The following is a 22,240-nucleotide window of genomic DNA, read 5'->3' on the forward strand; positions in this document are numbered from 1 at the left end:
CGAATTTGTCACACATTTGCGGAAAACCCCGCCAGACGGCACAAAACGGAAGATCCGACACTAAACCGCGGCGAGCAATTTTTATAATATAGCAGTGTTGCCGAAAATCAAGCCCCGCAAATGTCGAAACGAAAAGGAGTTGGGCCGATTCATGAGCCGAACAGGCAAAAAACGATTCGTACCGCTCGCGCTGGCGGCCATACTGCTCGCCGCCCCGTTCGCCGGCGTCCCGGCCGGAGCCGCGCCAAGCGGAGCCCCGACCGGCCGAGGCGAAACGCCGGCCGAGCGCGCGGCACCGCCCGCCGCCATGGCGGAGAACGCCCCGTCCGCCGTTTTGCAAACGGTTCCATCCGTGCCTCCGACGCCGCCGTCGTCGCATCCGCGGCTGTTCGTCCGGACTGCGGACGATATCGCCGAGCTGAAGGCGAAGCTCGCGACCGAGCTGATGAAGCCGGCGTGGAAGGCGGTGCAGGCGAACGCGGCAAGGAGCAACGCCGACCCGGACGTCATCAAGGCGAAGGCGATGATGTACGTGCTCGGGGAGGGCGAAGCGTACGGGCGGCAGGCGGTGTCGCTGTTCGACGGGTACGTGAAGTCGTTCCGCGATACGAGCGCCCGCGGCATCGGGCATATGCTCGTCATGGGCGCGATCGTCTACGACTGGTGCTACCCGCTGCTCAGCGAGGCGAACAAGACGGAGTGGAACGCGCTGTTCCAATCGCACGCCGAGAAGATGGAGATCGGCTACCCGCCCGACGCGCAAGGCGCGATCAGCGGCCACGGGGCGGAGGACCAGCTGCTGCGCGACCAGCTGAGCTGGGCGATCGCGGTGTACGACGAACGGCCGGACGTGTACGGGACGGTCGCGGGCCGGCTGTTCGAGCGCTACGTGCCGGTGCGGAACTGGTATTACGGCTCCGGCATGCACCACCGCGGCGACAGCTACGGGCCGGGTACGATGGCAAGCGATTACGTCGCGTCGCTGCTGTTCAAGAAGATGAGCGGCATCGACCTGTTCGGGCCGTCCCAGCGCGACGTCATGTACCATTACTTGTATGCGAGGCGCCCGGACGGATCGCTGCTGCGCAATGGCGACTCGTACGAAGACGACCAGCATCCGTACGGCCAATATTGGCGCAACTCGTGGCCGTGGATGACGTCGGCGTCGCTTTGGAAGGACCCGTATTTGCAAGGGGAGTTTTTGCGCAATTACGCCGGCGCGGACGGGACGGGGGCGATCGAGGCCGGCAAGCTCGACCCGGTGCTGGAGCTGCTGTACGCCGATCCGTTCGTGGAGGCGAAGCCGACGTCGGACCTGCCGCTCACCCGCTATTTCGGATCGCCGCACGGCTCGATGATCGCGCGGACCGGCTGGACCGCCGGCATGGACGCGGGATCGAGCGACGTCGTGGCCGACGTGCGGATGAACGAGACGTTTTTTTCCGGCCATCAGCATTTGGACGCCGGCGCGTTCCAACTGTATTACAAGGGCGCGCTCGCCATCGATTCCGGCAATTATGCGCTGTACGAGTCGCCGCACCATATGAACTACAGCCGGCGGACGATCGCGCATAACGCCATGCTCGTCTACGATCCGGACGAAAAGCCCGAATGGCACGACAAGACGCCGGGCACGTACGAGGACCCGTTCGACGGCGGGAAGCCGAAGCCGCTCGTGAACGACGGCGGACAGTTTTGGCCGAACCAGGCTTACGAGCCGTACGACTTGGCGGACATCCAAAACCCGGACAAAGGCTACACCGGGCGGGGCGGCGTGACGGCGGTCCAATTCGGTCCGGACCGAATCGCCCCGAATTTCAGCTACATCAAGGGCGACTTGACGAACCATTATTCGGACAAGGTGGAGGATTACTCGCGCTCGTTCGTCTTCCTGAACCTGAAAAACGGCAACCACCCCGCCGCCGTCGTCGTACGCGACCGGGTGACCGCTTCGAACGCCGCGTTCAAGAAGACGTGGCTGCTGCACAGCATCCAGCCTCCCGTCATCGACGGCGATACGACGACGATCGTCCGCGATGCGGACGGCTACGACGGCAAGCTCGTCAACACGACGCTGCTGCCGCACGAGGCGACAATCGTCGCGGTCGGCGGTCCCGGCAAGGAGTTCGCCGATTACGAGGGGACGAACTGGCCGGAGACGCGCAACGTGACGTCGTCGAGCGAGACGGGGGCTTGGCGCGTCGAAGTGTCGCCGAAGGAGGCGGCAGCGACCGACTCGTTCCTGAACGTCATGCAGGTGATGGATACCGGCACCGAACCGCTGCCGGTGCAAGGACTCGATTCGGAGAAGATGGAGGGCGTCCGGATCGCCGACCGCGCCGTCTGGTTCGCCAAGTCGGGAAGCAAGCTCGACGAGCGCCTCCGGCTGGACGTCGGCGGCCCGGAAGCGGGCGGAGAAGGAGGCCTCGTACAGGTCGTCGTCACGGATTTGGCCGCAGGCGTCTGGAAGGTGGACGGGGCGGCGAATACGGAGGCGGTCGTCACGGAGGAGGGCGGCGCGCTGTACTTCAGCGGACCGGCCGGCTCGTATACGATTCGCCCCACGGGCAAAAAGCCGTCGCCGTCCGCGGACATCGTCTCGTTCCGCGTCGACGGCCAAGTCGGGGAAGCGGCGATCGATACGTCGGCCCGCAAGGTTACGTTCCATATGCCGTACGGCACCGATATGTCGAAGCTGACGCCGCGGCTCGGCCTGTCCGAAGGGGCGACCTCGCAGCCCGCGTCGGGAGAGTCGCTCGACTTCGCGAAGCCGGTCAAGGTGAAGGTGCGGTCGTCCGACGGGAAGCCGGACAACTGGACGATCGAGGGCGTCGTCGATCCGCCAAGCGGCGCCAAGGCGATCGTGCAGTTCGTCGTCGACGGGCAGACGGCGCCGGCCGTCATCGATCATGCGGCGCGGACGATCGCGTTCCGCATGCCGTACGGCACCGACGTCTCGGCGCTCGCGCCGACGATCGAGCCGTCGCCGAACGCCTCGGTCAGCCCGCCGTCGGGGACGGCGCGGCATTTCGGCGCGCCCGTCGTGTACACGGTGACGGCGCAGGACGGCACGAAGACCGATTATACCGTCACGTGCGTGCTGGACCCGCCCGGCGCGGAGAAGTCGATCCTTTCGTTCGTCGTGCCCGGCCAGACCGGGGCGGCGACGATCGATACCGCCGCGCGCACGGTGACGTTCACCATGCCGGCCGACGCGGACATTACGGCGCTTGCGCCCGATATCGCGGTTTCGCCCGGCGCGGCCGTCTCGCCCGCATCGGGGACGCCCGCCGACTTTACGAGCCCGGTCGTCTACACCGTCACCGCCCAAGACGGCTCTACGGCGTCATGGACGGTCTCGTGCGTCCGGTCCGACGCCTTCTTCTCGACGACGGCGTGGAGCCCGATTCCGCTCGGTGCGGGACATACGGGCAAAGTAAAGGCGGAGTTCGACCTGACGCCGCTGAAGGAGCTCGATCCGAACGGGGTCAACTCGCTGCTCGGCTATGCCGACGGCTCGGCGGTCGTGGGCCAATATCCGGACATACCGATCTCGATCTACTTCAATCCGGAGTCGAAGCTGTTCCAGGTGCGCAACGGCGGGACGTGGGCGCACGCGAACCCGATCCCGATCGTCGTCGACCGGACGTACCGCTTCCGGCTGATCGTCGATTTCGCTTCGTCGTCGTACAGCGTTTGGGTGACGCCGGAGGGCGGGCGGGAGACGGTGCTGTACGAGAACGCCGCCTTCCGGACGGGGGCGTCCCCGATCGACGACCTCGGCCAGCTGCTGCTGAAGAGCATCGGGGAAGACCGTTCGTTCAAGGTGGAGCGTCATACGGTCGTTCCCGCCGCCGGCGCGGACGAGTGGATGTCCGCCGCCGGATTCGCCGAATCGGCGTACAGCTTGGGCAAGCCGTATGCGGGCAAGGTGCATGCGGAGTTCGATCTGACGATGCTGGCCGATATCACCGATCAGGTCGGGGCGATCGTCGGATACGAATCGTTCGGGGCGGACGACGCGACGATGGCTTATTCGAAAATCCCGGTGTCGCTTTACTTCAACCCGGGGGATCCGCCCGTTTTTTTGACGAAAAACGGAACCCGGACGAGCGCCGAGCATCCGGTGCCGATCGAGAAAGGGAAGACGTACCGGTTCAAGTTCGACATCGATACGGCGGCGAAAACGTACTCCGTCTCCGTCATGCCCGAGGGCGGAGCCGAAACGTCGCTGCTGACGAACGGCTCGTTCCGGGCGAACGCGGACCCGATCGAGGACGTCGGGAAAGTATACTTGAAAACGTTGGGAATGGATGAAGTGTTCACGATCCGCAACCATACGATAACGAACGAAGAGGCGGGACCGCCGCTCGGTCTCGCCAAGGCGGCGGCGGCCGGAACGTCGACGGTGGACGACGTGACGGCCGTATCCGCGTCCAAGTACGCGCTCGTCTTCGACGCGCCGCTCGGCTCGATCGCCCCGTCCGCCTTCCGCGTACAGCGCTATGCGGACGGCGGCTGGATCGAGTACGCGCAGGCGGCCGCCGCGGCCATCGACCGCGACGATCCGCGCAAGGCGAAGCTGGCGCTCGACCGCCCGATCGGGATCGATGCGTACCAGTACCGCCTGATCGCGGCCGATCCGGCGCTCGTCCGATCGGCGTCGGGCCGACCGTGGGCGGTCGAAGCGGGGGCCGCCATCCCCACGAGCTTCGACCGGGTGGCGCCGACCGTCGTATCCGCGTCGCAAAAGACGGCGAACGGCGCACTCGTCCCGAATACGTTCGAGTTGACGTTCTCCGAGCGCATCGTCGCCTTCGACAAAGCCGACTTCGAGCTGCGGGACGAAACCGGCGCCGCGCTCGCCCCCGGATCGTATTCGGTGGAACGGACGAAGCCGGACACCCTCGAGTTCGTCGTCGATGCGCCGTCCGCCGGCACGAGGACGATCGCCGTCGGCTGGCCGAACGCCGCCTCGGTGCAGGATGCGGGAGGCGCCAAGCCGGCGCCTTCCGCGCAGGCGGCGGTCGTGGCGCTGACCGTCGTCGAGCGCCCGGCACCGGGCGGTACGACGGTCAGCCGGATATGGGCCGCGAACGACGGCGAGATCGTCAAGCGGGACGATCTCGACCATCCGGCGGCGAACGGCAACTCCGCCTGGGACGGCGCGTCCGTCAAGCTGTTCGGCGGGCGCAACGAAGTGCTGGCGTTTCAGGTCGTCGTCGAAGCCGGGACGAAGGGGATCGGTGCGCTGACCGCTTCGCTTCCGGAGCTGCGCCGCGAGGGCGGTGGCGGCGTCATCGCCTATGCGCCGCCCGTGTCGGACCCGACGCTGTACGCCGGCCGACCGATTCAGCTGTTCGTCGAAAACTACATGAACGTCACCGAAGCGACGAAAGCGTCGTGGATCGTCCCGGCTTCGGGCGTCGGCTCCCGGCCGGACGGGCTGGGCGCGATCCCGGTGCAGCTCGTCCCGGAAAACGCGTCGCCCGGCAAGGGAGGATTCCCGGTAACCGTCGGCGCGATGCGCAATCAGGCGATCTGGATCGAGGTCTACACCGATCCGGGGCTTCCGGCGGGGAAGTACGAGGGGACGGTAACGGTCGTCGCCGACGGCGTCGAGCATCCGATCCCCGTCGAGCTGGAGCTGTTCGACTTTACGCTGCCGGATACGAACAGCGTCGACGTCATGCTGTATTACGAAGGCGCGCAGGTCGAGGCGTACGAGGGGACGAACCGGGACGACGCCTACCATCGGCTCGCGCACCGCAACCGCGTCGAATTCGTCCACGGGTACGACCCGGAGCGGATGACCGCCGCGATCGGACGGTTCGACGGATCGGACTTTACGCCCTCGCGAGGGTATGAAGGGCCGGGCGAAGGGGTCGGCAATCGGCTCGCGCCGCGCACGTTTTACGGGCCGGGGACGCTGTTCGACACGTCCGAATCGGCTTGGAGGCAGGCGGACGAATGGTTGTCGTACTTGAACGGCACGTTCGGAGAGGGAGCGAAAAAAACGTTCGCCTACATGCCCGACGAGCCCGCCGATCCGGCGACGTTCGCCTATATCCGCAAGCTGTCGGCCAACCTGAAGTCGAATCCGGGAATCGGCCGGGACTTGCCGGTCTTCGTCACGTCGGGCTACAACGCGGAGCTGGACGAAGGCAATGCGGTCGATATCTGGGACGCGACCCCGAGCCATTACGATCCGAAGCGGGCGCTTCTCGAACGGGCGCACGGCGACGACATGTGGATCTACAACGGCAGCCGCCCGTTTTCCGGCGCTCCCGTGTACGAGACGCCGGCGACCGACAGCCGGGCGAACGTATGGGCGGCGTTCAAGCACGACATCGATACGTACTTTTATTGGCACGTCAACAACTGGCGGCACAATTCGCAAATGTGGCCGGGGATGGACCGGCACCAGAACGTCTGGCTCGAGCCCGTCACGTTCCGCAACCGCGAGCCGTCGTACGGCAACGGCGACGGCGTCCTCGTCTACCCCGGGCGGAACGTCCGGTTCCCTTCCGAGGACCGCGGCATCGACGGCCCGATCTCGTCGATCCGGCTCGCCAACCTTCGCCGCGGCGCGCAGGACCATCTGTACATGACGATGCTGCGCGAGCGCGGGAGGGAGGATGCGGTCGACGAAGCGCTGGCGCGCGTCGTGCCGGACATCCTGCCGGGCCCGGGCCGCAACGTGCTCGGCTTCGCCGAATCGGGCGACGCGTACGAATCGGCTCGCTACGCGCTGGCGCAGGCGCTCGCCGCGACGCCGGACGCGAAGGTGCCGGTCATCTCCGTCGCGGGCGACGTCGCCGTGCTGCTGCCCGGCGAGACGACGGCCGCGAAGGAGCTCGCGTTCACGGCGACGGCGGTCGACCGGCACGGCGCGGCGATCCGGCCGACCGTCCGGCTGAACGGCGCCGTTCTGGCGCCGGAGCCTGCGGGCTCCGATTCGTATCGCGCTTCGCTGCAGGAAGGCGCGAACGTCCTGACGATCGACGCGGTCGATGCGGACGGCTTGGCCGCGAATACGCGGACGTATGCGGTGAACGCCGTCAGCACGAAGGACCGGCTCGTCGCGATCGTGGAGGGCGACGGCGCGACGGTCGCGCTCGATCGGCGCGAGGCGCCGGACGAAGCGTACGCCGGCGTCGCCGCGTACCGGCTGTATGACGGCGGCGTCGCCCTTACGGAGACGGCGCCGCTCGGCAGCCGCACCGCGCTCGGCGCGGCGAAGCGGGCGGGGGAGACGGTCGCCGTCCGGCTGTACGGCCCGGACGGCGCCGAGCACGGGAGCGAGGACGTCACGCTGCAGGCGCCGGAGACGGGATGGCTGTCGCGGACGACGTTCCTCGAGTCGCGCCACTGGCTCGGAGCCGGCCACGACGGTACGGTCGCCGCGCAGTTCGACGTCACGCCGCTGCACGACAACATCGACGGCGTCGTCGGCTACGCGGACACGTCGACCGACGTCGACGGCTTCGGCAAGCTCGCCGTCCTCGTGCGGCTGAACGCCGACGGGACGTTCGACGCCCGCGACGGCGACGGCTACGGACGGGACGCCGTCGTCCGTTACCGGAAGGGCGAGACGTACCGCGTGCGGCTCGCCGTCGACGTCGCGGCGCGAACGTACGACGTATGGATCGTCTCCCCGGACGGAACGGAGACGCGGCTCGCCGCAGGGTACCGGTTCCGGACGGGAGCGGCGCCGCTCGACGACGTCGGCCAAATCGTCGTCGTCAGCACGCTGCTCGACGGCTCGTTCCGGATCGACGGCCATTCCGTCGGCCGGCCTTAACCGAAACGTCCCCTCGCCTTCGCCGGCGGGGGGACGTTTCATTTCGCATGCCGCATGCCGCATGCCCGCCTGTCACAACAGCAGGGCGCCGACCGCCCCGGCGGCCAACAGGGCGGCCGCCGCGAGCAGCAGCGTTCGGACGTAACGAGCCGCAATCCACCGTTCGCGTACCAGCCGGTCCAGCGTATACAGCGTATAGGGCAGGACGACGACGAGAGCGGTTGTCACGCCCGGCGTATACCGTCCGAGCAGCAGCGATTGCGCCGTGTGCGTGAACACGTTCACGAACAGGACGGCGATGGTGGCGGCAAACCAGCCGCGGGCTTTCGCCGAGGCGCCCGGCCGGGCGGCGAACCGGCAGACGATGCAGATGAACGTAAACAGGACGGCGACGGCGGCGGCGAACCGCGGCGTCGTCCACGGAACGCCGTGCGTTCCCGGAAACCCAAGCTTCAGCTTTGCCGCCAGCGCGCCTCCGTTCGTGCCGAGCCACGACTCGATCAACACCAGCTCCTCCGTGTCGTGAATCAGGAAGACGAGCGGGAACAGCCAGACGACCGTCCGCAGGGGAAGCTCGGGCAAAAACCGTTTGACAGTGGCCATCATCGAAATCGCTCCTTATTGAGTAAACACTCAAAAATATAGTTAAAAAAAGCCCGTTTAGGCAACCCGGCATCCATCAGCCCCGAACCCGGAATCGAGGCGGAGCGGACTCGGCCGGCGAAACGGAACGTCCGACGCGCGGACCGGCCGTCCGCCGGCGTTACGTCGTCCGAGCGTCCGGCTAGCGGAAGACGCCGCTCCATACGATGTCGACCGCCTCGCGGACGTAAGCGTCGTCCGCCTCGGGCGTCCGCTCGCCGGATCGTCCTTGGATCGCGAAGTAGGCGAGCAGCGACGACAGCAGCATCGAGACGCCCGTCTCGACGGTGTGCACGCTCGGCTGCGGCCCGCCTCCGTCGGCCGAAGCCGCCCGGGCGACGAGCCGTCCGCCTTCCTCCACCATGCCGCGGATGAGGCTGGTCACCTCGCCCGTCGCCCGCTCGTCCCGGATCAGCTCCGGCGACCAGATCAGCGCCAAGTAGTCCCGATGCCGCTCGAGAAACGACAAATAAAGCGTCGCGAAGCGAATCAGCGCTTCCTTGCCGGTCAGCGCCCGCCACTCCTCCCCGTGCCCGCGGGCGAGCTCCGCGAACGAGAACGTACGGACGACGGTCCGCATCAGCTCTTCCTTGCTCCCGAAATAATAAAAGAGGAGACCCTCGGCGACGCCGCACGCTTCGGCGATTTGCTTCGTCGTCGTGGCGCTGTAGCCGTTGCGGGAAAACAGCTTCAGCGCCGTCTGCACGATCAGCGCTTTTTTCGCTTCGCCTTTGCTTGGCCGCCCCATTCCCGATCCCCTCCGATCATTATTGAGTAATCACTTAATTTGAGTATACGCTCAACAAATGAGTGCGTCAACCGGACGCGATTCAATCGAATAGCGCCGGCTGAACGGCCGTTTCCAGCTCGTACGCCCGCTGGAAGCATTCGGCCGATTTTTTGAACGCCCGCTTCCGAAAGTAATGGGCGCCCAAGTCTTTGCACAGCCTCGCGGCAAAGCCGTTATGCTTATGGTCCGCGCAATGGGCGAGCAGCTTGGCGGCTTCCTTCTCGTAAAGCGAGTGCTCCATCTTCCGCTTGTACAGCTCCAGCTCGAGCAGATGAAGCTCGATGTCGTAAAACACTTCTTTGTACCGGGCTTCGATCCGCAGCGCTTCCCGAAGATGCTTCTCCACGGCCGTCCAATCCTTCAGCTCCATATTCAGCTCGACCAGCCGCTTGAGCGCCTGCAAGCTTTTATCCGACTGGCCGGCTTCGTGCACGTGCACGATGGCCGCCTCGAACGAGCGGATCGCTTCCGGGTACCGTTTGGTCATGAAATATACCCGTCCGAAATTGTAGGCCATCGCCCCGAGCAGGCCGGCGTCGCTTTCGGCGGCGTCGCGGAGCCGCTCCGCTTCCTCCAGGGCGTCGTGCGCCTCTTGCGGCCGATCGGCGCTCAAAAACTGGATGGAACGCACCAGCAAAATGTTGACGACCCGGTTCCGTTCCTCCGAATGCTTCAACAGCTCGTACGCCTTGCCCGAATAATAAAGACATATCGATTTGTCCGGATTGATCCGCTGGTTGACGACGCTCATGTTGTAATACAACCGCGCCTTTTCCCGGTCGCTTACGCAGGCGGCGTACGCTTCCGCCTTCCGGTAATAGTCGTTCGTGACGTACGGCTCGTGCAGCTCGTAATGGAGCACGGCGCAAGCCAAGTAGTAATAATAGATGATTGCGCCGTCCGCGCCGGAGCCGGTCTCCGGGACGAGCTTTCGGGACATCCGGTACAGATGCTGCGCCTCCTTCAGCCCGGCATGCAGGTAGTGGTAGCGGATCAGCGTGGAGAACAGCATCGGGTACACCGATTTGTCGTGAAGCTCCTTCACTTGGATGCTTAACAATGCGACGTCCTCCTCGGAAATGACGTCCCGGGTCCAGTACCGGTCGTGAATCGCCCGCAGCCGGTCCGGGAAGCGGGACGGGGCGCCTTCCGTCAAGTCGCGAAGATCGACGTGCAGCCTTTCGGCGATTTTCTCGAGATAAGCTTGCGACGGCACGGTCAGCTCGTTTTCCACTTTGCTTAAATAGGCGACGGAAGAAATGCCTTTGCACAGCTCGCCTTGGGTCATCCGTTTCCATTGCCGTATCGTGCGGATCCGGTTTCCTGCGCTCATGTTGCTCCCTCTCGATGCGAAATGATTTGCGTGCTTGTCCCTTCATCATAGCGCAGCCGGCGGCCCGGTTAAATAGGGGCTATAAAATGGTTCGTTTTTCCCGAAAAAACGAGGCGGATTTAACCTCTTCCCCTTAATCGGCGGCAGATGATAAAACAGTGGTGGAGCATTATTTCGCTAGTATTTAAAAAAATGGAGGGGAGCTTCATGAAAAGCTATTGACATACTATAGGGGGGTATAGTATAAATGAATTATAAACGAAATCAAAGGAGTTCGGACATCATGAACCAAGAGGCAATCGCCCCGGCGCAACCCGCCGAAGGGCTTTCGACACGAATGACGGTTTTTACGTTTTTGCTCGGCATCTTCATGGGGGCGCTCGACCACGGCATCGTCGGCCCCGCGCTAAGCTCGATCCTCGCCGAATTCGGCATCGGCGCAAGCTGGGGCGTATGGAGCTTTACGGCGTATACGCTGCTGTTTGCGGTCAGCATCCCGGTTCTCGGCAAGCTGTCCGACCGGTTCGGCCGGAAACGGACGTATGCGGCGGGCATCGTCCTGTTCGCCGCCGGCTCGCTCATCGCCGCCTTCGCGCCGACGTTTACGGTGTTTCTGATCGGACGGGCCGTGCAGGCGATCGGGACGGGGGGCATTTTCCCGATAACGGGCGCTCAGATCGCGATGTCGTATCCGCCGGAGCGTAGAGGCAAGATGCTCGGCCTCATCGGCATGATTTTCGGACTCGGCACGATTCTGGGTCCCGTTCTGGGCGGACTGATCGTCGAGCGGATGGATTGGCAGTGGATTTTCCTGATCAACGTTCCGATCTCGATCGTCATTTTGCTGCTCCTATCCGCCGTTCGCCAGAGCCAGCCCGTCGTCCGGAAGCCGATCGACTTCGCCGGCATCGCGCTGCTCACGGTCCTGATCTTATCGGTCATGCTCGGCATTACGCTCGAGCAAGTGACGTTCGTCGCCGTCGGCGTCGTCCTCATCCCGCTCCTCGTCGCCGTCGAACGCCGATCGGCCGACCCCGTCATGAATTTGAGCTACTTTACGCGATCCAATACGTTGACGCTGCTGGTGTCTTCGATGATTTCCGGCTTCGTCATGGCGTCGGCGACGAATATGATCCCGTTTTTTTCCGAAACGGTTCTCGGCTTGGATAAAGGCGCCGCCGGCATGAGCGTTGCGCCGCTCGCCGTCGCTTCCGCGGCCGCATCCCTCGTGGGCGGGTTTCTCGTCGACAAGGCGGGCGCCAAACGCGTGCTGCTGCTCGGATTCGCCATTACGCTCGCCGCAGGTGCCGCCATGGCGTTCGGAGTCGGATCGACGGCCGTCTTCTATCCGGTTACGGCGGCGCTCGGCTTCGGGATCGGCATCGTCGTCGGAGCCCCGCTCAACATGCTCATCCTGCAGGCGGTCGATCCGAAGGAAACCGGTACGGCGGTGGGGTATATCAGCTTGTTCCGTTCGCTCGGCTCGACGATGGGACCGACCGTCGCCGGTTTGCTCCTGGCGCTGTTCGACAACGGATTCGCCGTGCTGTTCACGATCAGCGCCGGCGTATCGGCGGTCGGCCTCGGGCTTCTGATCCTCGTGCACAAAACGAAGCGCCCTGCGGCGCCGTAATCGAAAGGAGACGATTCGAATGGCCATTGTGGAATTGACGGATTCGACATACGAGGAAGCGGTGCGGGAGGGGGTTGTCCTCGTGGAATTTTGGGCGGAATGGTGCACCTATTGCAAGCTGATGACGCCGATTTTGAACGAAATCGAAGCGGAGCTCGGGGACCGGCTGACGGTCGCTACCGTCAATGCGGAGACGGAGATTCTCGCGACCGAACGAATGGAGGTCATGAGCTTGCCGGCGCTGTTCCTGTACGCGGACGGCCAAGTCGTCGGGAAGGTGACGGGCTACGTGCCGAAGGAAACGCTCGTGAACGAATTTCTGCTGAAGCTTCTGCCCAGGCGATAACGGACGGAGCGTTTGAACGGGAGCCGGACGAACCTTTAACCTTTATTGGAGGGAGCAACGAAATGAAAATTTTGCTTATTGGCGCGAACGGCACGATCGGAAGCGCCGTTCGCGGCGAACTGGAGCCGCGGCACGACATCGTATCGGCCGGGAGGAAGGGCGCGGACGTTTCCGTCGACCTCGCCTCCCCCGAAAGCATAACGGCCATGTACCGGAAAGTCGGCCAAGTGGACGCCGTCGTCTGTACGGCCGGGGAGACGTACTTCGGCCCGCTGTCGGGCATGACGCCCGAACGGAACGAGCTGACGATTCGGAGCAAGCTGACGGGACAAATCAACCTCGTGCTGCTCGGACTCGAGCATGTCCGCGACCGGGGCAGCTTCACGTTGACGACGGGCGTCATTATGGACGATCCGATCGCCGGGGGCGCTTCGGCCGCGATCGCCGGCGGCGCGATCCAAGCGTTCGTCCGGTCGGCCGCGATCGAGATGCCCCGCGGCATCCGGATCAATCACGTCAGCCCGGGCGTCGTCGCGGAATCGATCGAGACATACGGGCCGTACTTTCCCGGCTTCGAGCCGGTTCCCGCCGCCCGGGTGGCGCTCGCTTACCGGAAAAGCGTCGAAGGCGCGCAGACGGGACAAGCTTATCGGGTATACTAACCATCCAGATCGTCCGTACCGGACGGTCTTTCTTTTTGCCTTCCAGCTGCCCCTTATGTCGGTTTTACGACTTTATCCCCCTTTTGCGAATCCGGCCGAAAACCGGGAGAAATCAACAATTCCGGCACTATTCTTCCCGATGGTTTACCCGTTACGATGACGTTGCAGCGACCCCAACCCCGATACCGAAACCGACTACAACCGGCTCCCGCTGCAGGGGGCCGACCGAGGAGTGATTCCGTCATGACCGTATCCGCCGCGACATCCGACTCTCCGTCCGGGCGAGCCGACGGAGGCGCCGAGCCGGCTCATCGGCCGCGACCCGCCGCCAAGCGCTCGGTGCGGGCCCGTCTTTGGAAGGAGCGGTACTTGTTTTTGCTTCTGCTGCCGGGTCTCGTCTATTTCATCGTCTACAAATACGTGCCGATGCTCGGCTCCGTCATCGCCTTCCAGGACTACAGCGCCTTTCGCGGCTTCCTGCACAGCGATTGGGTCGGGCTGAAGCATTTCCGCAAAATATTCGCCGACGCCGAGGTGCTTCGCGTCCTATGGAATACGCTGCTGCTGTCGTTTTTGCAGGTGGCGTTCGCCTTCCCGGTATCGATCGTCCTGTCGCTTATGCTGAACGAGCTGAAGAGCGACCGGTACAAGAAGCTGATCCAGTCCATCGTCTATTTGCCGCATTTTTTGTCTTGGGTCGTCGTCATCGGCATCGTGACGATTTTCCTCAAGCACGAGGGCATCGTCAACCGGCTGATCGGCCTCGTCGGCCTCGAGCCGGTGTCGTATTTGCAGGAGCCGGGCTGGTTCATGCCGCTCATCGTGCTCGAGGTGATCTGGAAGGAATCCGGCTGGGGCACGATCATTTTCCTCGCGGCGCTGTCCGGCGTCAGCCCGAGCCTGTACGAGGCGGCCGTTGTCGACGGAGCGAACCGTTGGCGGCAGCTGTGGCACATTACGCTGCCCGCGATCCGGAGCACGATCGTCATCCTGCTCATTTTGCGGCTCGGCAGCGTGCTCGACGTCGGCTTCGAGCAAATTTTTCTCATGCTGAACCCGTTCAACAAAGAAGTCGGCAACGTGCTCGATACGTACGTCTACTTCAAAGGCGTCCAGCAGGCGGACTTCAGCTTCGCGACCGCGGTCGGGCTGTTCAAGGGCGCCGTCGGGCTCGTCCTGATCGTCGCCGCCAACCGGCTGGCGAAGCGGTTCGGGGAGGAAGGCGTCTACTGATGCGACAGAAAGGCAGGTGCACCCCGTGAATCATTCGTCCGTCTCCGATAAAATCGTCGATGCGGTCAACGCCGTCCTGCTGGCGGCCGTCGCGCTCGTCATGCTGTTCCCGTTTTTCTACATCTTCGCGGTGTCGTTCTCGTCGTACGAGGAGTACGTGCAGAGCGAGCTGCTTTTGTGGCCGAAGCATTGGGTGCTCGACTCGTACCGGTACATTTTCGGCTCCAACGCGTTCGTCCGGTCGCTCGGCGTCACGGTATTCGTGACGATCGCCGGCACGCTGTTCAACCTGCTGCTGACGTCGACGATGGCTTACGCGCTGTCGCGCGGCATCTGGGGGCAGAAGACGTTTCTCGTCATGGTGCTGTTCACGTTCATATTCAGCGCGGGCATCATCCCGAGCTATTTGGTCGTCAAGGCGACCGGCCTTCTCGACACGTACTGGTCCCTCATCGTACCCGGCGCGATTTCGTCGTTCAACCTGATCGTCATCCGCCAGTTTTTCCAAAACATTCCGCACGAGCTGCAGGAAGCGGCGCTGATCGACGGAGCGAACGACCTGCGCATCTTCACCCGGATCGTTCTGCCGCTGTCGAAGCCGGCGCTCGCCGCATTCGGGCTGTTCTACGCGGTCGGCCATTGGAACACGTACTTCGGCGCGATTTTGTACATCAGCGATCCGAAGAAATGGACGGTGCAGGTCGTGCTGCGGCAAATCGTCATTCTCGAGGAGGCCGCGACGACGCTCAATCCGGCCAAGGACGCGATGCTGGGGGCGAATCCGCCTCCGCCCGAGACGATCGGGATGGCCGCGATTTTGCTTGCCACGCTGCCGATTTTGATCGTCTACCCGTTTCTGCAAAAGCATTTCGCGAAAGGGGTGATGCTCGGGTCGGTCAAAGGCTGACCGGAGCCGCGGGCACGAAGCCCGGTTCGAAAACGAGCTTTTCGCGAAAACCGTTTTGTGAGAAAATAAGAACGAGAGGGGTTCGTTTCCATGAAAACGAAAACTGCGCTGATCGCCATCGTCGCCGTCGCGGCGCTGGGCGGAACCGTCGCTTGCTCCACCGGCGGCAAGGACGAAAGCGGATCGGGACCGGCCGGAGGCGCGCAGGCGCAGCCGGACGACAAAAGCAAAACGTACGCGATCACCTACCTGGACGGCACGTACGCTAGCCCCGTCCCGCCATCCGACAGCCCCGGCATCCAGATGATCAACGACAAGTTCAACGTCGACTTCAAGACGGAGTTCGTGCCGTACTCGGAATACGGCCAGAAGCTGCCGGTCAAGATGGCGAGCGGCGACATTCCCGACGTCATCGGCATGGAAACCGCCGATTCCAACTACTACAAGTGGGCGAAGCAAGGTGCGTTTTTGCCGCTCGACTCGTACATCGACCGCTATCCGACGCTGAAGATGGTGCCCCAGTTCGTCTGGGACGCGATGAAGGTCGACGGCAAGGTGTACGGCATTCCCCGCTATTTCCCGATGAAATACGGCAAGCAGCCGATGATTCGCAAAGACTGGCTCGACAAGCTCGGGCTGAAGGTGCCGACCAATTTCGAGGAATTGAAGCAGGTGGCGATCGCGTTCGCCAAAAACGATCCGGACGGCAACGGCAAGGACGACACGTACGGCATCATGCTGGCGAAAGGGATCCAGTACGATTTCGATTTCGGCGTATACTGGAATCCGGCCGCATGGTATCATACGAATCGGGACGGACAGACGATTCCCGGTCTCATCGCGGACGCGTCCAAGGAGCGCATCCAGATGCTCGCCGATTTGTACAAGGCCGGCGCGATTCCGAAAGACTGGGCGGTCGCCAAAATTTCCGATGTGAAGAAAGCGTTTTACGCCGGCAAATTCGGCATCTTTTACGAGCAGCCGTACGACAAATGGCCGACCGACTTCCGCACGCTCCAGTCGATCGATCCGAAAGCCGAGCTCGTCCCGATTCCGCCTTTCAAGGCGCCGGACGGCACCCAAGGGTTCAACGGCTTGACGGGCTACTATCAGATCTTCACGCTGAACGCGAAGCTGAAGGACGATCCGGGCAAAGTAACGCGCTTCCTGGAGATGAACGATTACTTCCGCAAGTTCATCCCGGTCGACCAGCGGACGGCGCAAAACCCGGATTACGACTGGCAAAACGGCAAGGAGGGCGTCGGCTACAAAATCGTGAACGGCAATCAGGAGAACACCGATTTCGGGCAAGGGCTGCAGCCTCGCTTTTACTTGGAATCGCGGTATTGGGCGCCGAACGACGAGGCGAACGAAGTGTCGAAGGTGGCCGTCGACCCGCTGCAAAAGTCGCTGTTCTCGGCGATGGAGACGATGCTCAAAAATTACAAGGTGTACATCAATCCGATCAACCGGATCAAGTCCGAGAAGTTCATGGAAAAGTGGGGCGAGCTGGAGCAGCTCGTGCGCGACGAGCAGACGAAAATGATCGTCGGCCAGTCGAGCGTGGCGGACTGGGACGGCATGGTCCGGACGTTCCTGGCGAAAGGCGGCAAGGAAGTGATCGACGAGGTGAACAAAGCGTTCAAGGACGCCGGCATCAAGGGCGAGTGGCAATAAGCGGGACGAAGGTAGAGGGAATCGCATTCCCTCTATTTCGTTTGGATGGACGAATCGACAGCCGTTGTACGAACGGCAGGGGAGGAACTAGGCGTGGGGGAGACGATATGGATCAACGCGACGCTGTATACGGAACACCGGGTGATCGAGAACGGACGGCTGATCGCCGCGGATAACGGCACGATCCGGGCGCTCGGCGACGAGCTGCTGCCGGTCCCGGCGAATGCGCGCGTCGTCGATTGCAGGGGAGCACTGCTCGTGCCGGGCTTCATCGACGTGCACGTGCACGGCGGCAACGGCTACGCGATGATGGACGGGACGTTCGAGGCGTTGGACGGCATGAGCCGGTTCCATGCGGCGCACGGGACGACCGCTTTTTTGGCGACGACGTCGACGGGGGCCAAAGGCGACATCGTGCGCGCGCTCGCCAACGCGGCCGAGCATACGGGCCTGACGTCGGGAGCGGAGCTCGCCGGCATCCATATGGAAGGCCCGTATTTGGACGAGAAGCGCCGGGGGGCGCAGAGCAAAGAGCATCTGCGTCTGCCGACGCCGGACGAAATCGACGAGCTGGTCGAGGCGGCCGGCGGCCACATGCGGCTCGTGACGCTCGCTCCGGAAATCGAGGGCGGGCTGGAGGCGGTCAAACGGTTCGTCGCGAAGGGCGTCACCGTCTCGGCGGGCCATTCCGACGCGACGTTCGACGAAGTGTCGGCGGCGGTCCGGTTCGGCCTGAACCATACGACCCATCATTTCAACGGGATGAGCCCGTTCCATCATCGCGAGCCGGGATTGGCCGGGGCGGGCTTGCTGCTGCCCGAGCTGACGACCGAGCTGATCTGCGACGGCATCCATGTTCATCCCTCCGCCGTGAAGCTGCTGTTCGAGGCGAAATCGCCGGACAAGGTGTGCCTCATTACCGATGCGGTCCGGCCCGCAGGTCTCCCGGACGGGGAGTACGGCGAGGTGGTCGTCCGCTCCGGCGAAATTACGCTGAAGGACGGCTCGTCGCTCGCGGGCAGCTCGCTGACGATGCTCCAGGCGCTGCGCAACGCGGTCCGGTATACCGGGTACGCCCTCGAGAAGCTGCTGCCGTCGCTGACGTCCGTGCCGGCGCGCCAAGCCCGGCTCGACCGGGTGAAAGGCTCGCTGCATGCGGGCAAGCACGCCGATTTTCTGCTGCTGACCCCGGAGCTTGCGCTCATCGCCACGCATGTGAGAGGAAAGGAAGTTTACCGTTCGGAAATCGCGCTCTAGGAGAGAGGCAGCATGGGATTATGGCATCGGCGGAGCTACGTTCCGGAGGAAAAGCGGCTGTCCCGCGAGGCGGTCGTCACGCTTGTCATGCAAGGGCTGTTCCTGTTCGGTTCTACGATGTCCGGCACGTTCATGAACTTGTACCTGTGGCGTTTGACGAACAGCTTATGGATCAGCGGCTTGTTCAACATCGTCACGTACGCGTTCACGGCCGTCGGCTTCGTCGTCGGCGGCAAGCTGGCGAAGCGCAAAGGGCTGCTGACCGTCTACCGGCTCGGCATCGCCTTCATCGCGCTGTATTACTTGGTCGTCGTCCTGACGCGGGAGAGCGTGGCGCCGTATTACGCGCTGTTCGGCGCATGCCTCGGCTTCGCGGGCGGGCTGTACTGGATCGGCTATTGGTCGATCACGTACGTCGTGTCCCATGACGGCAACCGGCTCCGGTTCATCGGTCTCGCCTCGCTGACGTCGACGATCGCCACGCTGGCCGCGCCGTTGACGTCGGCCGCCATATTCGGCGTCGCCGACGGATTGGCCGGTTATGCCATCGTGTTCGGCGCGGCGTTCGTCGTCTTCGTGCTCGCCGCGCTGACGAGCACGCGCATCCGGCTCGCGCCGGTTCGGCGCAAGACGTACTACTTGCGCCATATGATCCCGCTCATGCGCACGAATGCCGACTGGCGCAAGGCGGTGCTCGGCAATACGCTGCTCGGCTTCAAGCAGGGGGCGCTCTTGTTTTTGCCGACGCTGCTCGTCTATCAAGTCATGCAGGAGGAGAACAAGGTCGGCTATTTCAACGCGGCGCTGTCGCTCTTGTCGATCGCGGCCAGCTATTTGTTCTCCCGCTACGCGACGGAGCGCGGCGCCAGGACGTACTTGCTCGTCACGGTCACCCTGTACGTCGCGGCGGCCGGCTCGCTCGTCTTCGGCGTCACGCTTTCGTCCGTCGTCGCCTTCATGCTCGTCCATACGGTATGCAACCCGGTCAAGGCGGGGGCGTTCGACGGGTATTATTACCGGCTGATCGGGAGCATGCCGCTCAAGGGGGAGCTGCGGGTCGAGACGATGGTCATTCGCGAAGCGTGCTGGAATACCGGGCGTATCGCGTTCGTCCTGCTGCTCGTCGTGTTCGTGAACGACTTGCGGGCGGCCGGTCTCGCCTGGTTCGTGCTGCTGACGATGGCGTCGCAATATGCGCTCGTCGCCTTGCTGGACAAGCCGAAGCGATAAATAGCGCGAATACGGGAAAACCCCGGCCATCCCTCGAGAGGGAAGGTCGGGGTCTTTTTGTCGAGCATGTGTCGCGATTATTTCGTCAGCTGCTCCATTTGCTCGATCAAGCTTTCGAACACGCTCATCGCCTGACGGATCGGCTCCGGAGACGACATGTCGACGCCGGCGCGCTTCAATATTTCGATCGAGTAGTCGCTGCCGCCGCTCTTCAGGAAGCCGAGATACCGGTCGACGGCCGGCGCTCCTTCGTCGAGAATTTGCTTCGCGAAGCTGGTCGCGGCGGAAAACCCGGTCGCGTACTTGAACACGTAGAAGCTGTTGTAGAAGTGGGGAATGCGCGCCCATTCCATCTCGATGTCCTTGTCGACGACCATGGATTTCCCGTGGTACTGCACGTTCAAATCGTAATAAATTTTGCTCAGCTCCTGATGGGTGAGCGATACGCCGCTTTCCGCCTTCTCGTGAATGATCTTCTCGAACTCGGCGAACATCGTCTGCCGGAAGACGGTCGTGCGGAACTGGTCGGCGTAGTAGGTGAGCAGGTACATTTTTTGCTTCGGATCGGTCGATTTCTTCAGCATGAAGTCCATGAGCAGCGCCTCGTTGAGCGTCGACGCCACCTCGGCCAAGAATATCGTATACTGCGCGTTCCGGTACTCCTGGTTGTTGTCCGACAAGTACGAATGGATGGCGTGGCCCATTTCGTGCGTCAGCGTAAACATGCTGTTCAAGTTGTCCTTATGGTTGAGCAGCACGTACGGATGGGTGCCGTAGGCTCCCCAGCTGTAAGCCCCGCTTCGTTTGCCTTCGTTCTCGTATACGTCGATCCACCCCGAGTCGAACCCTTCCTCGAGGATGCGGCGGTAATCCTCGCCGAGCGGAGCGATGCTCTCGATGACGGTTTTCTTCGCTTCTTCGTAGGTAATATCCATCTTGAACTCTTCGACAAGCGGTGCGAACAAGTCGTACATATGCAGCTCGTCCACCTTGAGCAGCTTTTTGCGCAAGTCCATATACCGGTGAAGGAGCGGCAAGCTTTCGTGGATGGCGGCGATCAGGTTGTTGTACACGTCGACCGGAATTTTGTCGCCGTAGAGCGACGCTTCGAGTGCGGACGGATACTTTCTCGCCTTCGCGTAGAACATGTTTTTGGTCACGTTGGCGCTGAGCGTCGACGCAAGCGTATTGCGCTGCTTGCCGTACGTGGCGTACATCGTCTCGAAGGCGTTTTTGCGGACGTCGCGGTTGCGGCTCTCCAGAAACTGGATGTAGGTGCCGTGGGTCAGCTCCGCCTCCTCGCCGTTTTCGTTTTTCACCTTCGGGAACTTCATGTCCGCGTTGTTGATCATGCCGAAAATGGTGCTCGGCGCCTGCGACAGGTTGCCGACCTGGGCGAGCAGCGCTTCCTCCTGCTTCGACAAGATGTGCGGCTTTTGACGGAGCATATCCTCCAACGTCTTTTTATAGTTGGCCAGCTGCGGGTCGTTCACGAGCTCCTGCAGCTTATTGTCGGAGAGCGTCAATATTTCCGGGGTAATAAAGGACATCGCCTCGTTTACTTCGACGCTGAGCTTTTGCGTCTTCTCGGACAGCGCCTGATAGGTCGGGTCGGCCATATCCTCGTGGTGGCGCATGTTGGCGTATACGTACAGACGCTCGGCGTGGAGCGATATGTCGTCCTCGAGCTCGAAGCATTCCTTGATCGCTTTGGCGTCGTTCAGCTTGCCCTCGAACTTGGCGATTTGCTTGGCAAGCTGCTTCGTTTCCTCGTATTCTTTGTCCCACGCCTGCTGGTCGGCGAACAAATCTTCGAGCTTCCAGCGGTGCTCGACGGGAACTTCGGAACGTTTCAACAATTGACTCATGGGAACCCTCCTAACGGTTTTAGACGGTTTCGCATCTTGAACGGCATATACGGGTGCGGCGGTTACGGCGGCCAGACAAACGGACGCTATGACCGGGATCCATTTCATGGGGGAACCTCCTAAGAGTTTTGCGCCGCAAAACTCGCTTCGAAAGCGTAGGCTGAGCTTTGCGAAGCAAAGCTGGCTTCGAAAGCGTAGGCTTAGTTTTGCTCCGCAAAACTCGCTTCGAAAGCATAGGCTGAGCTTTGCGAAGCAAAGCTGGCTTCGAAAGCGTAGGCTTAGTTTTGCTCCGCAAAACTCGCTTCGAAAGCATAGGCCGAGCTTTGCAAAAGCAAAACGGCGTTAACTCCCATAGTATGGTCGATCCGTTCCGTCTTTATGAAAAGATTGGCAGCCGCCGGCCGCCGGTTCACCCCGTGCCGATCAAGCTGAAGACGATCAGAAAAAACGCGCAGCTGACGAGCACGACCGCCACAAGCGCGAGCATTCGCCGCATTTGGGGCGGAATCGTATCCTTCTTCATGATCAAAATAAGCGCGAGCGAAAACGCGAGGATCGTAAACAACGCGATCGATCCGGTGTCGGTCAAGGAAGTCACCTCGTCCTCGGTATGGAGAATGGTTGGAAGCCGCTTCCTGTATTTGTTCTCCACGACCGGGGCGAAATCCTTTTTTGCCAAACCGCATCCCTTTATTCATATGGGACAAGTCGCCGAAGAAGAACCGGGCACTTGCCGTCCGGCCGGCGTCCCATTTTATTAATCCCGTTAATAAAATGGTCTATTTTCCGGGGCGCGCCGAATAAAGTGGTGAAAAGATCGTAAACCGGACGGAGCGGGTTAGCCGCGCGATTGTGATC

Annotated in this window: 14 protein-coding genes; 9 read left to right on the forward strand and 5 right to left on the reverse strand. The window is 62.5% G+C overall.

Going from position 1 to position 22,240, the window contains the following annotated elements; all coding sequences use genetic code 11:
* Positions 1-151 precede the first annotated feature (151 nt).
* Positions 152-7,804: a DUF5018 domain-containing protein gene (locus DLM86_RS05185; protein WP_110838904.1), complete on the forward strand. Its 7,653-nt coding sequence runs from the start codon at positions 152-154 to the stop codon at positions 7,802-7,804.
* A gap of 72 nt (positions 7,805-7,876) precedes the next feature.
* Here DLM86_RS05185 and DLM86_RS05190 read toward each other — a convergent pair whose 3' ends face one another.
* From DLM86_RS05190 to DLM86_RS05200, 3 genes are all read right to left on the reverse strand, one after another.
* The gene (locus DLM86_RS05190; protein ID WP_110838905.1) at positions 7,877-8,410 is read right to left on the reverse strand and encodes an HXXEE domain-containing protein; all 534 of its coding nucleotides are present in this window, start codon (positions 8,408-8,410) and stop codon (positions 7,877-7,879) included.
* Positions 8,411-8,588: 178 nt separating this feature from the next.
* Positions 8,589-9,194: a TetR/AcrR family transcriptional regulator gene (locus DLM86_RS05195; protein WP_110838906.1), complete on the reverse strand. Its 606-nt coding sequence runs from the start codon at positions 9,192-9,194 to the stop codon at positions 8,589-8,591.
* 82 nt (positions 9,195-9,276) lie between these two features.
* Positions 9,277-10,569 carry a helix-turn-helix domain-containing protein gene (locus tag DLM86_RS05200; protein WP_110838907.1) on the reverse strand — a complete coding sequence of 431 codons (1,293 nt, stop codon included), beginning with the start codon at positions 10,567-10,569 and terminating at the stop codon, positions 9,277-9,279.
* A 283-nt stretch (positions 10,570-10,852) separates the two neighbouring features.
* On the opposite strand from DLM86_RS05200, the gene DLM86_RS05205 reads away from it, so the two are divergent.
* The 8 genes from DLM86_RS05205 to DLM86_RS05240 all read left to right on the forward strand — a co-directional run bounded on the left by DLM86_RS05205 (position 10,853) and on the right by DLM86_RS05240 (position 19,514).
* Positions 10,853-12,202 carry an MFS transporter gene (locus tag DLM86_RS05205; RefSeq protein WP_158289337.1) on the forward strand — a complete coding sequence of 450 codons (1,350 nt, stop codon included), beginning with the start codon at positions 10,853-10,855 and terminating at the stop codon, positions 12,200-12,202.
* 19 nt (positions 12,203-12,221) lie between these two features.
* Positions 12,222-12,548 (forward strand): thioredoxin family protein, encoded by a 327-nt coding sequence (locus DLM86_RS05210; protein ID WP_110838909.1) that lies wholly within the window; start codon positions 12,222-12,224, stop codon positions 12,546-12,548.
* A 62-nt stretch (positions 12,549-12,610) separates the two neighbouring features.
* Positions 12,611-13,210, forward strand: coding sequence for a short chain dehydrogenase (locus tag DLM86_RS05215; protein ID WP_110838910.1), 600 nt, complete (start codon positions 12,611-12,613; stop codon positions 13,208-13,210).
* A gap of 243 nt (positions 13,211-13,453) precedes the next feature.
* A complete protein-coding gene (locus DLM86_RS05220) occupies positions 13,454-14,443 on the forward strand; it encodes an ABC transporter permease (protein ID WP_110838911.1) in 990 nt (329 codons plus the stop codon).
* 25 nt (positions 14,444-14,468) lie between these two features.
* The gene (locus DLM86_RS05225) at positions 14,469-15,350 is read left to right on the forward strand and encodes a carbohydrate ABC transporter permease (RefSeq protein WP_110838912.1); all 882 of its coding nucleotides are present in this window, start codon (positions 14,469-14,471) and stop codon (positions 15,348-15,350) included.
* Positions 15,351-15,440: 90 nt separating this feature from the next.
* Positions 15,441-17,027 (forward strand): extracellular solute-binding protein, encoded by a 1,587-nt coding sequence (locus DLM86_RS05230; protein WP_110838913.1) that lies wholly within the window; start codon positions 15,441-15,443, stop codon positions 17,025-17,027.
* A gap of 93 nt (positions 17,028-17,120) precedes the next feature.
* On the forward strand, positions 17,121-18,284 hold the full coding sequence (nagA, locus tag DLM86_RS05235; RefSeq protein ID WP_158289338.1) for an N-acetylglucosamine-6-phosphate deacetylase: 1,164 nt from the start codon (positions 17,121-17,123) through the stop codon (positions 18,282-18,284).
* A 12-nt stretch (positions 18,285-18,296) separates the two neighbouring features.
* Entirely contained in the window at positions 18,297-19,514 is a 1,218-nt protein-coding gene (locus DLM86_RS05240; protein WP_110838915.1) for an MFS transporter, read from the forward strand.
* 77 nt (positions 19,515-19,591) lie between these two features.
* On the opposite strand, the gene pepF is transcribed toward DLM86_RS05240, so the two are convergent.
* A complete protein-coding gene (pepF, locus tag DLM86_RS05245) occupies positions 19,592-21,382 on the reverse strand; it encodes an oligoendopeptidase F (RefSeq protein WP_110838916.1) in 1,791 nt (596 codons plus the stop codon).
* 409 nt (positions 21,383-21,791) lie between these two features.
* Positions 21,792-22,061, reverse strand: a complete 270-nt coding sequence (locus tag DLM86_RS05250; RefSeq protein ID WP_342773051.1) for a hypothetical protein — start codon at positions 22,059-22,061, stop codon at positions 21,792-21,794.
* Between the last annotated feature and the right edge of the window lie 179 nt (positions 22,062-22,240).

This window comes from Paenibacillus flagellatus (genome assembly GCF_003217775.1).
Lineage (GTDB): Bacteria > Bacillota > Bacilli > Paenibacillales > NBRC-103111 > Paenibacillus_AB > Paenibacillus_AB flagellatus.

Excerpts from the sequence above, each read along its gene's own strand:
- DLM86_RS05185 (WP_110838904.1), top strand. The coding sequence starts at position 152 with ATGAGCCGAACAGGCAAAAAACGATTCGTACCGCTCGCGCTGGCGGCC.
- DLM86_RS05190 (WP_110838905.1), bottom strand. The coding sequence starts at position 8,410 with ATGATGGCCACTGTCAAACGGTTTTTGCCCGAGCTTCCCCTGCGGACG.
- DLM86_RS05195 (WP_110838906.1), bottom strand. The coding sequence starts at position 9,194 with ATGGGGCGGCCAAGCAAAGGCGAAGCGAAAAAAGCGCTGATCGTGCAG.
- DLM86_RS05200 (WP_110838907.1), bottom strand. The coding sequence starts at position 10,569 with ATGAGCGCAGGAAACCGGATCCGCACGATACGGCAATGGAAACGGATG.
- DLM86_RS05205 (WP_158289337.1), top strand. The coding sequence starts at position 10,853 with ATGAACCAAGAGGCAATCGCCCCGGCGCAACCCGCCGAAGGGCTTTCG.
- DLM86_RS05210 (WP_110838909.1), top strand. The coding sequence starts at position 12,222 with ATGGCCATTGTGGAATTGACGGATTCGACATACGAGGAAGCGGTGCGG.
- DLM86_RS05215 (WP_110838910.1), top strand. The coding sequence starts at position 12,611 with ATGAAAATTTTGCTTATTGGCGCGAACGGCACGATCGGAAGCGCCGTT.
- DLM86_RS05220 (WP_110838911.1), top strand. The coding sequence starts at position 13,454 with ATGACCGTATCCGCCGCGACATCCGACTCTCCGTCCGGGCGAGCCGAC.
- DLM86_RS05230 (WP_110838913.1), top strand. The coding sequence starts at position 15,441 with ATGAAAACGAAAACTGCGCTGATCGCCATCGTCGCCGTCGCGGCGCTG.
- DLM86_RS05240 (WP_110838915.1), top strand. The coding sequence starts at position 18,297 with ATGGGATTATGGCATCGGCGGAGCTACGTTCCGGAGGAAAAGCGGCTG.
- pepF (WP_110838916.1), bottom strand. The coding sequence starts at position 21,382 with ATGAGTCAATTGTTGAAACGTTCCGAAGTTCCCGTCGAGCACCGCTGG.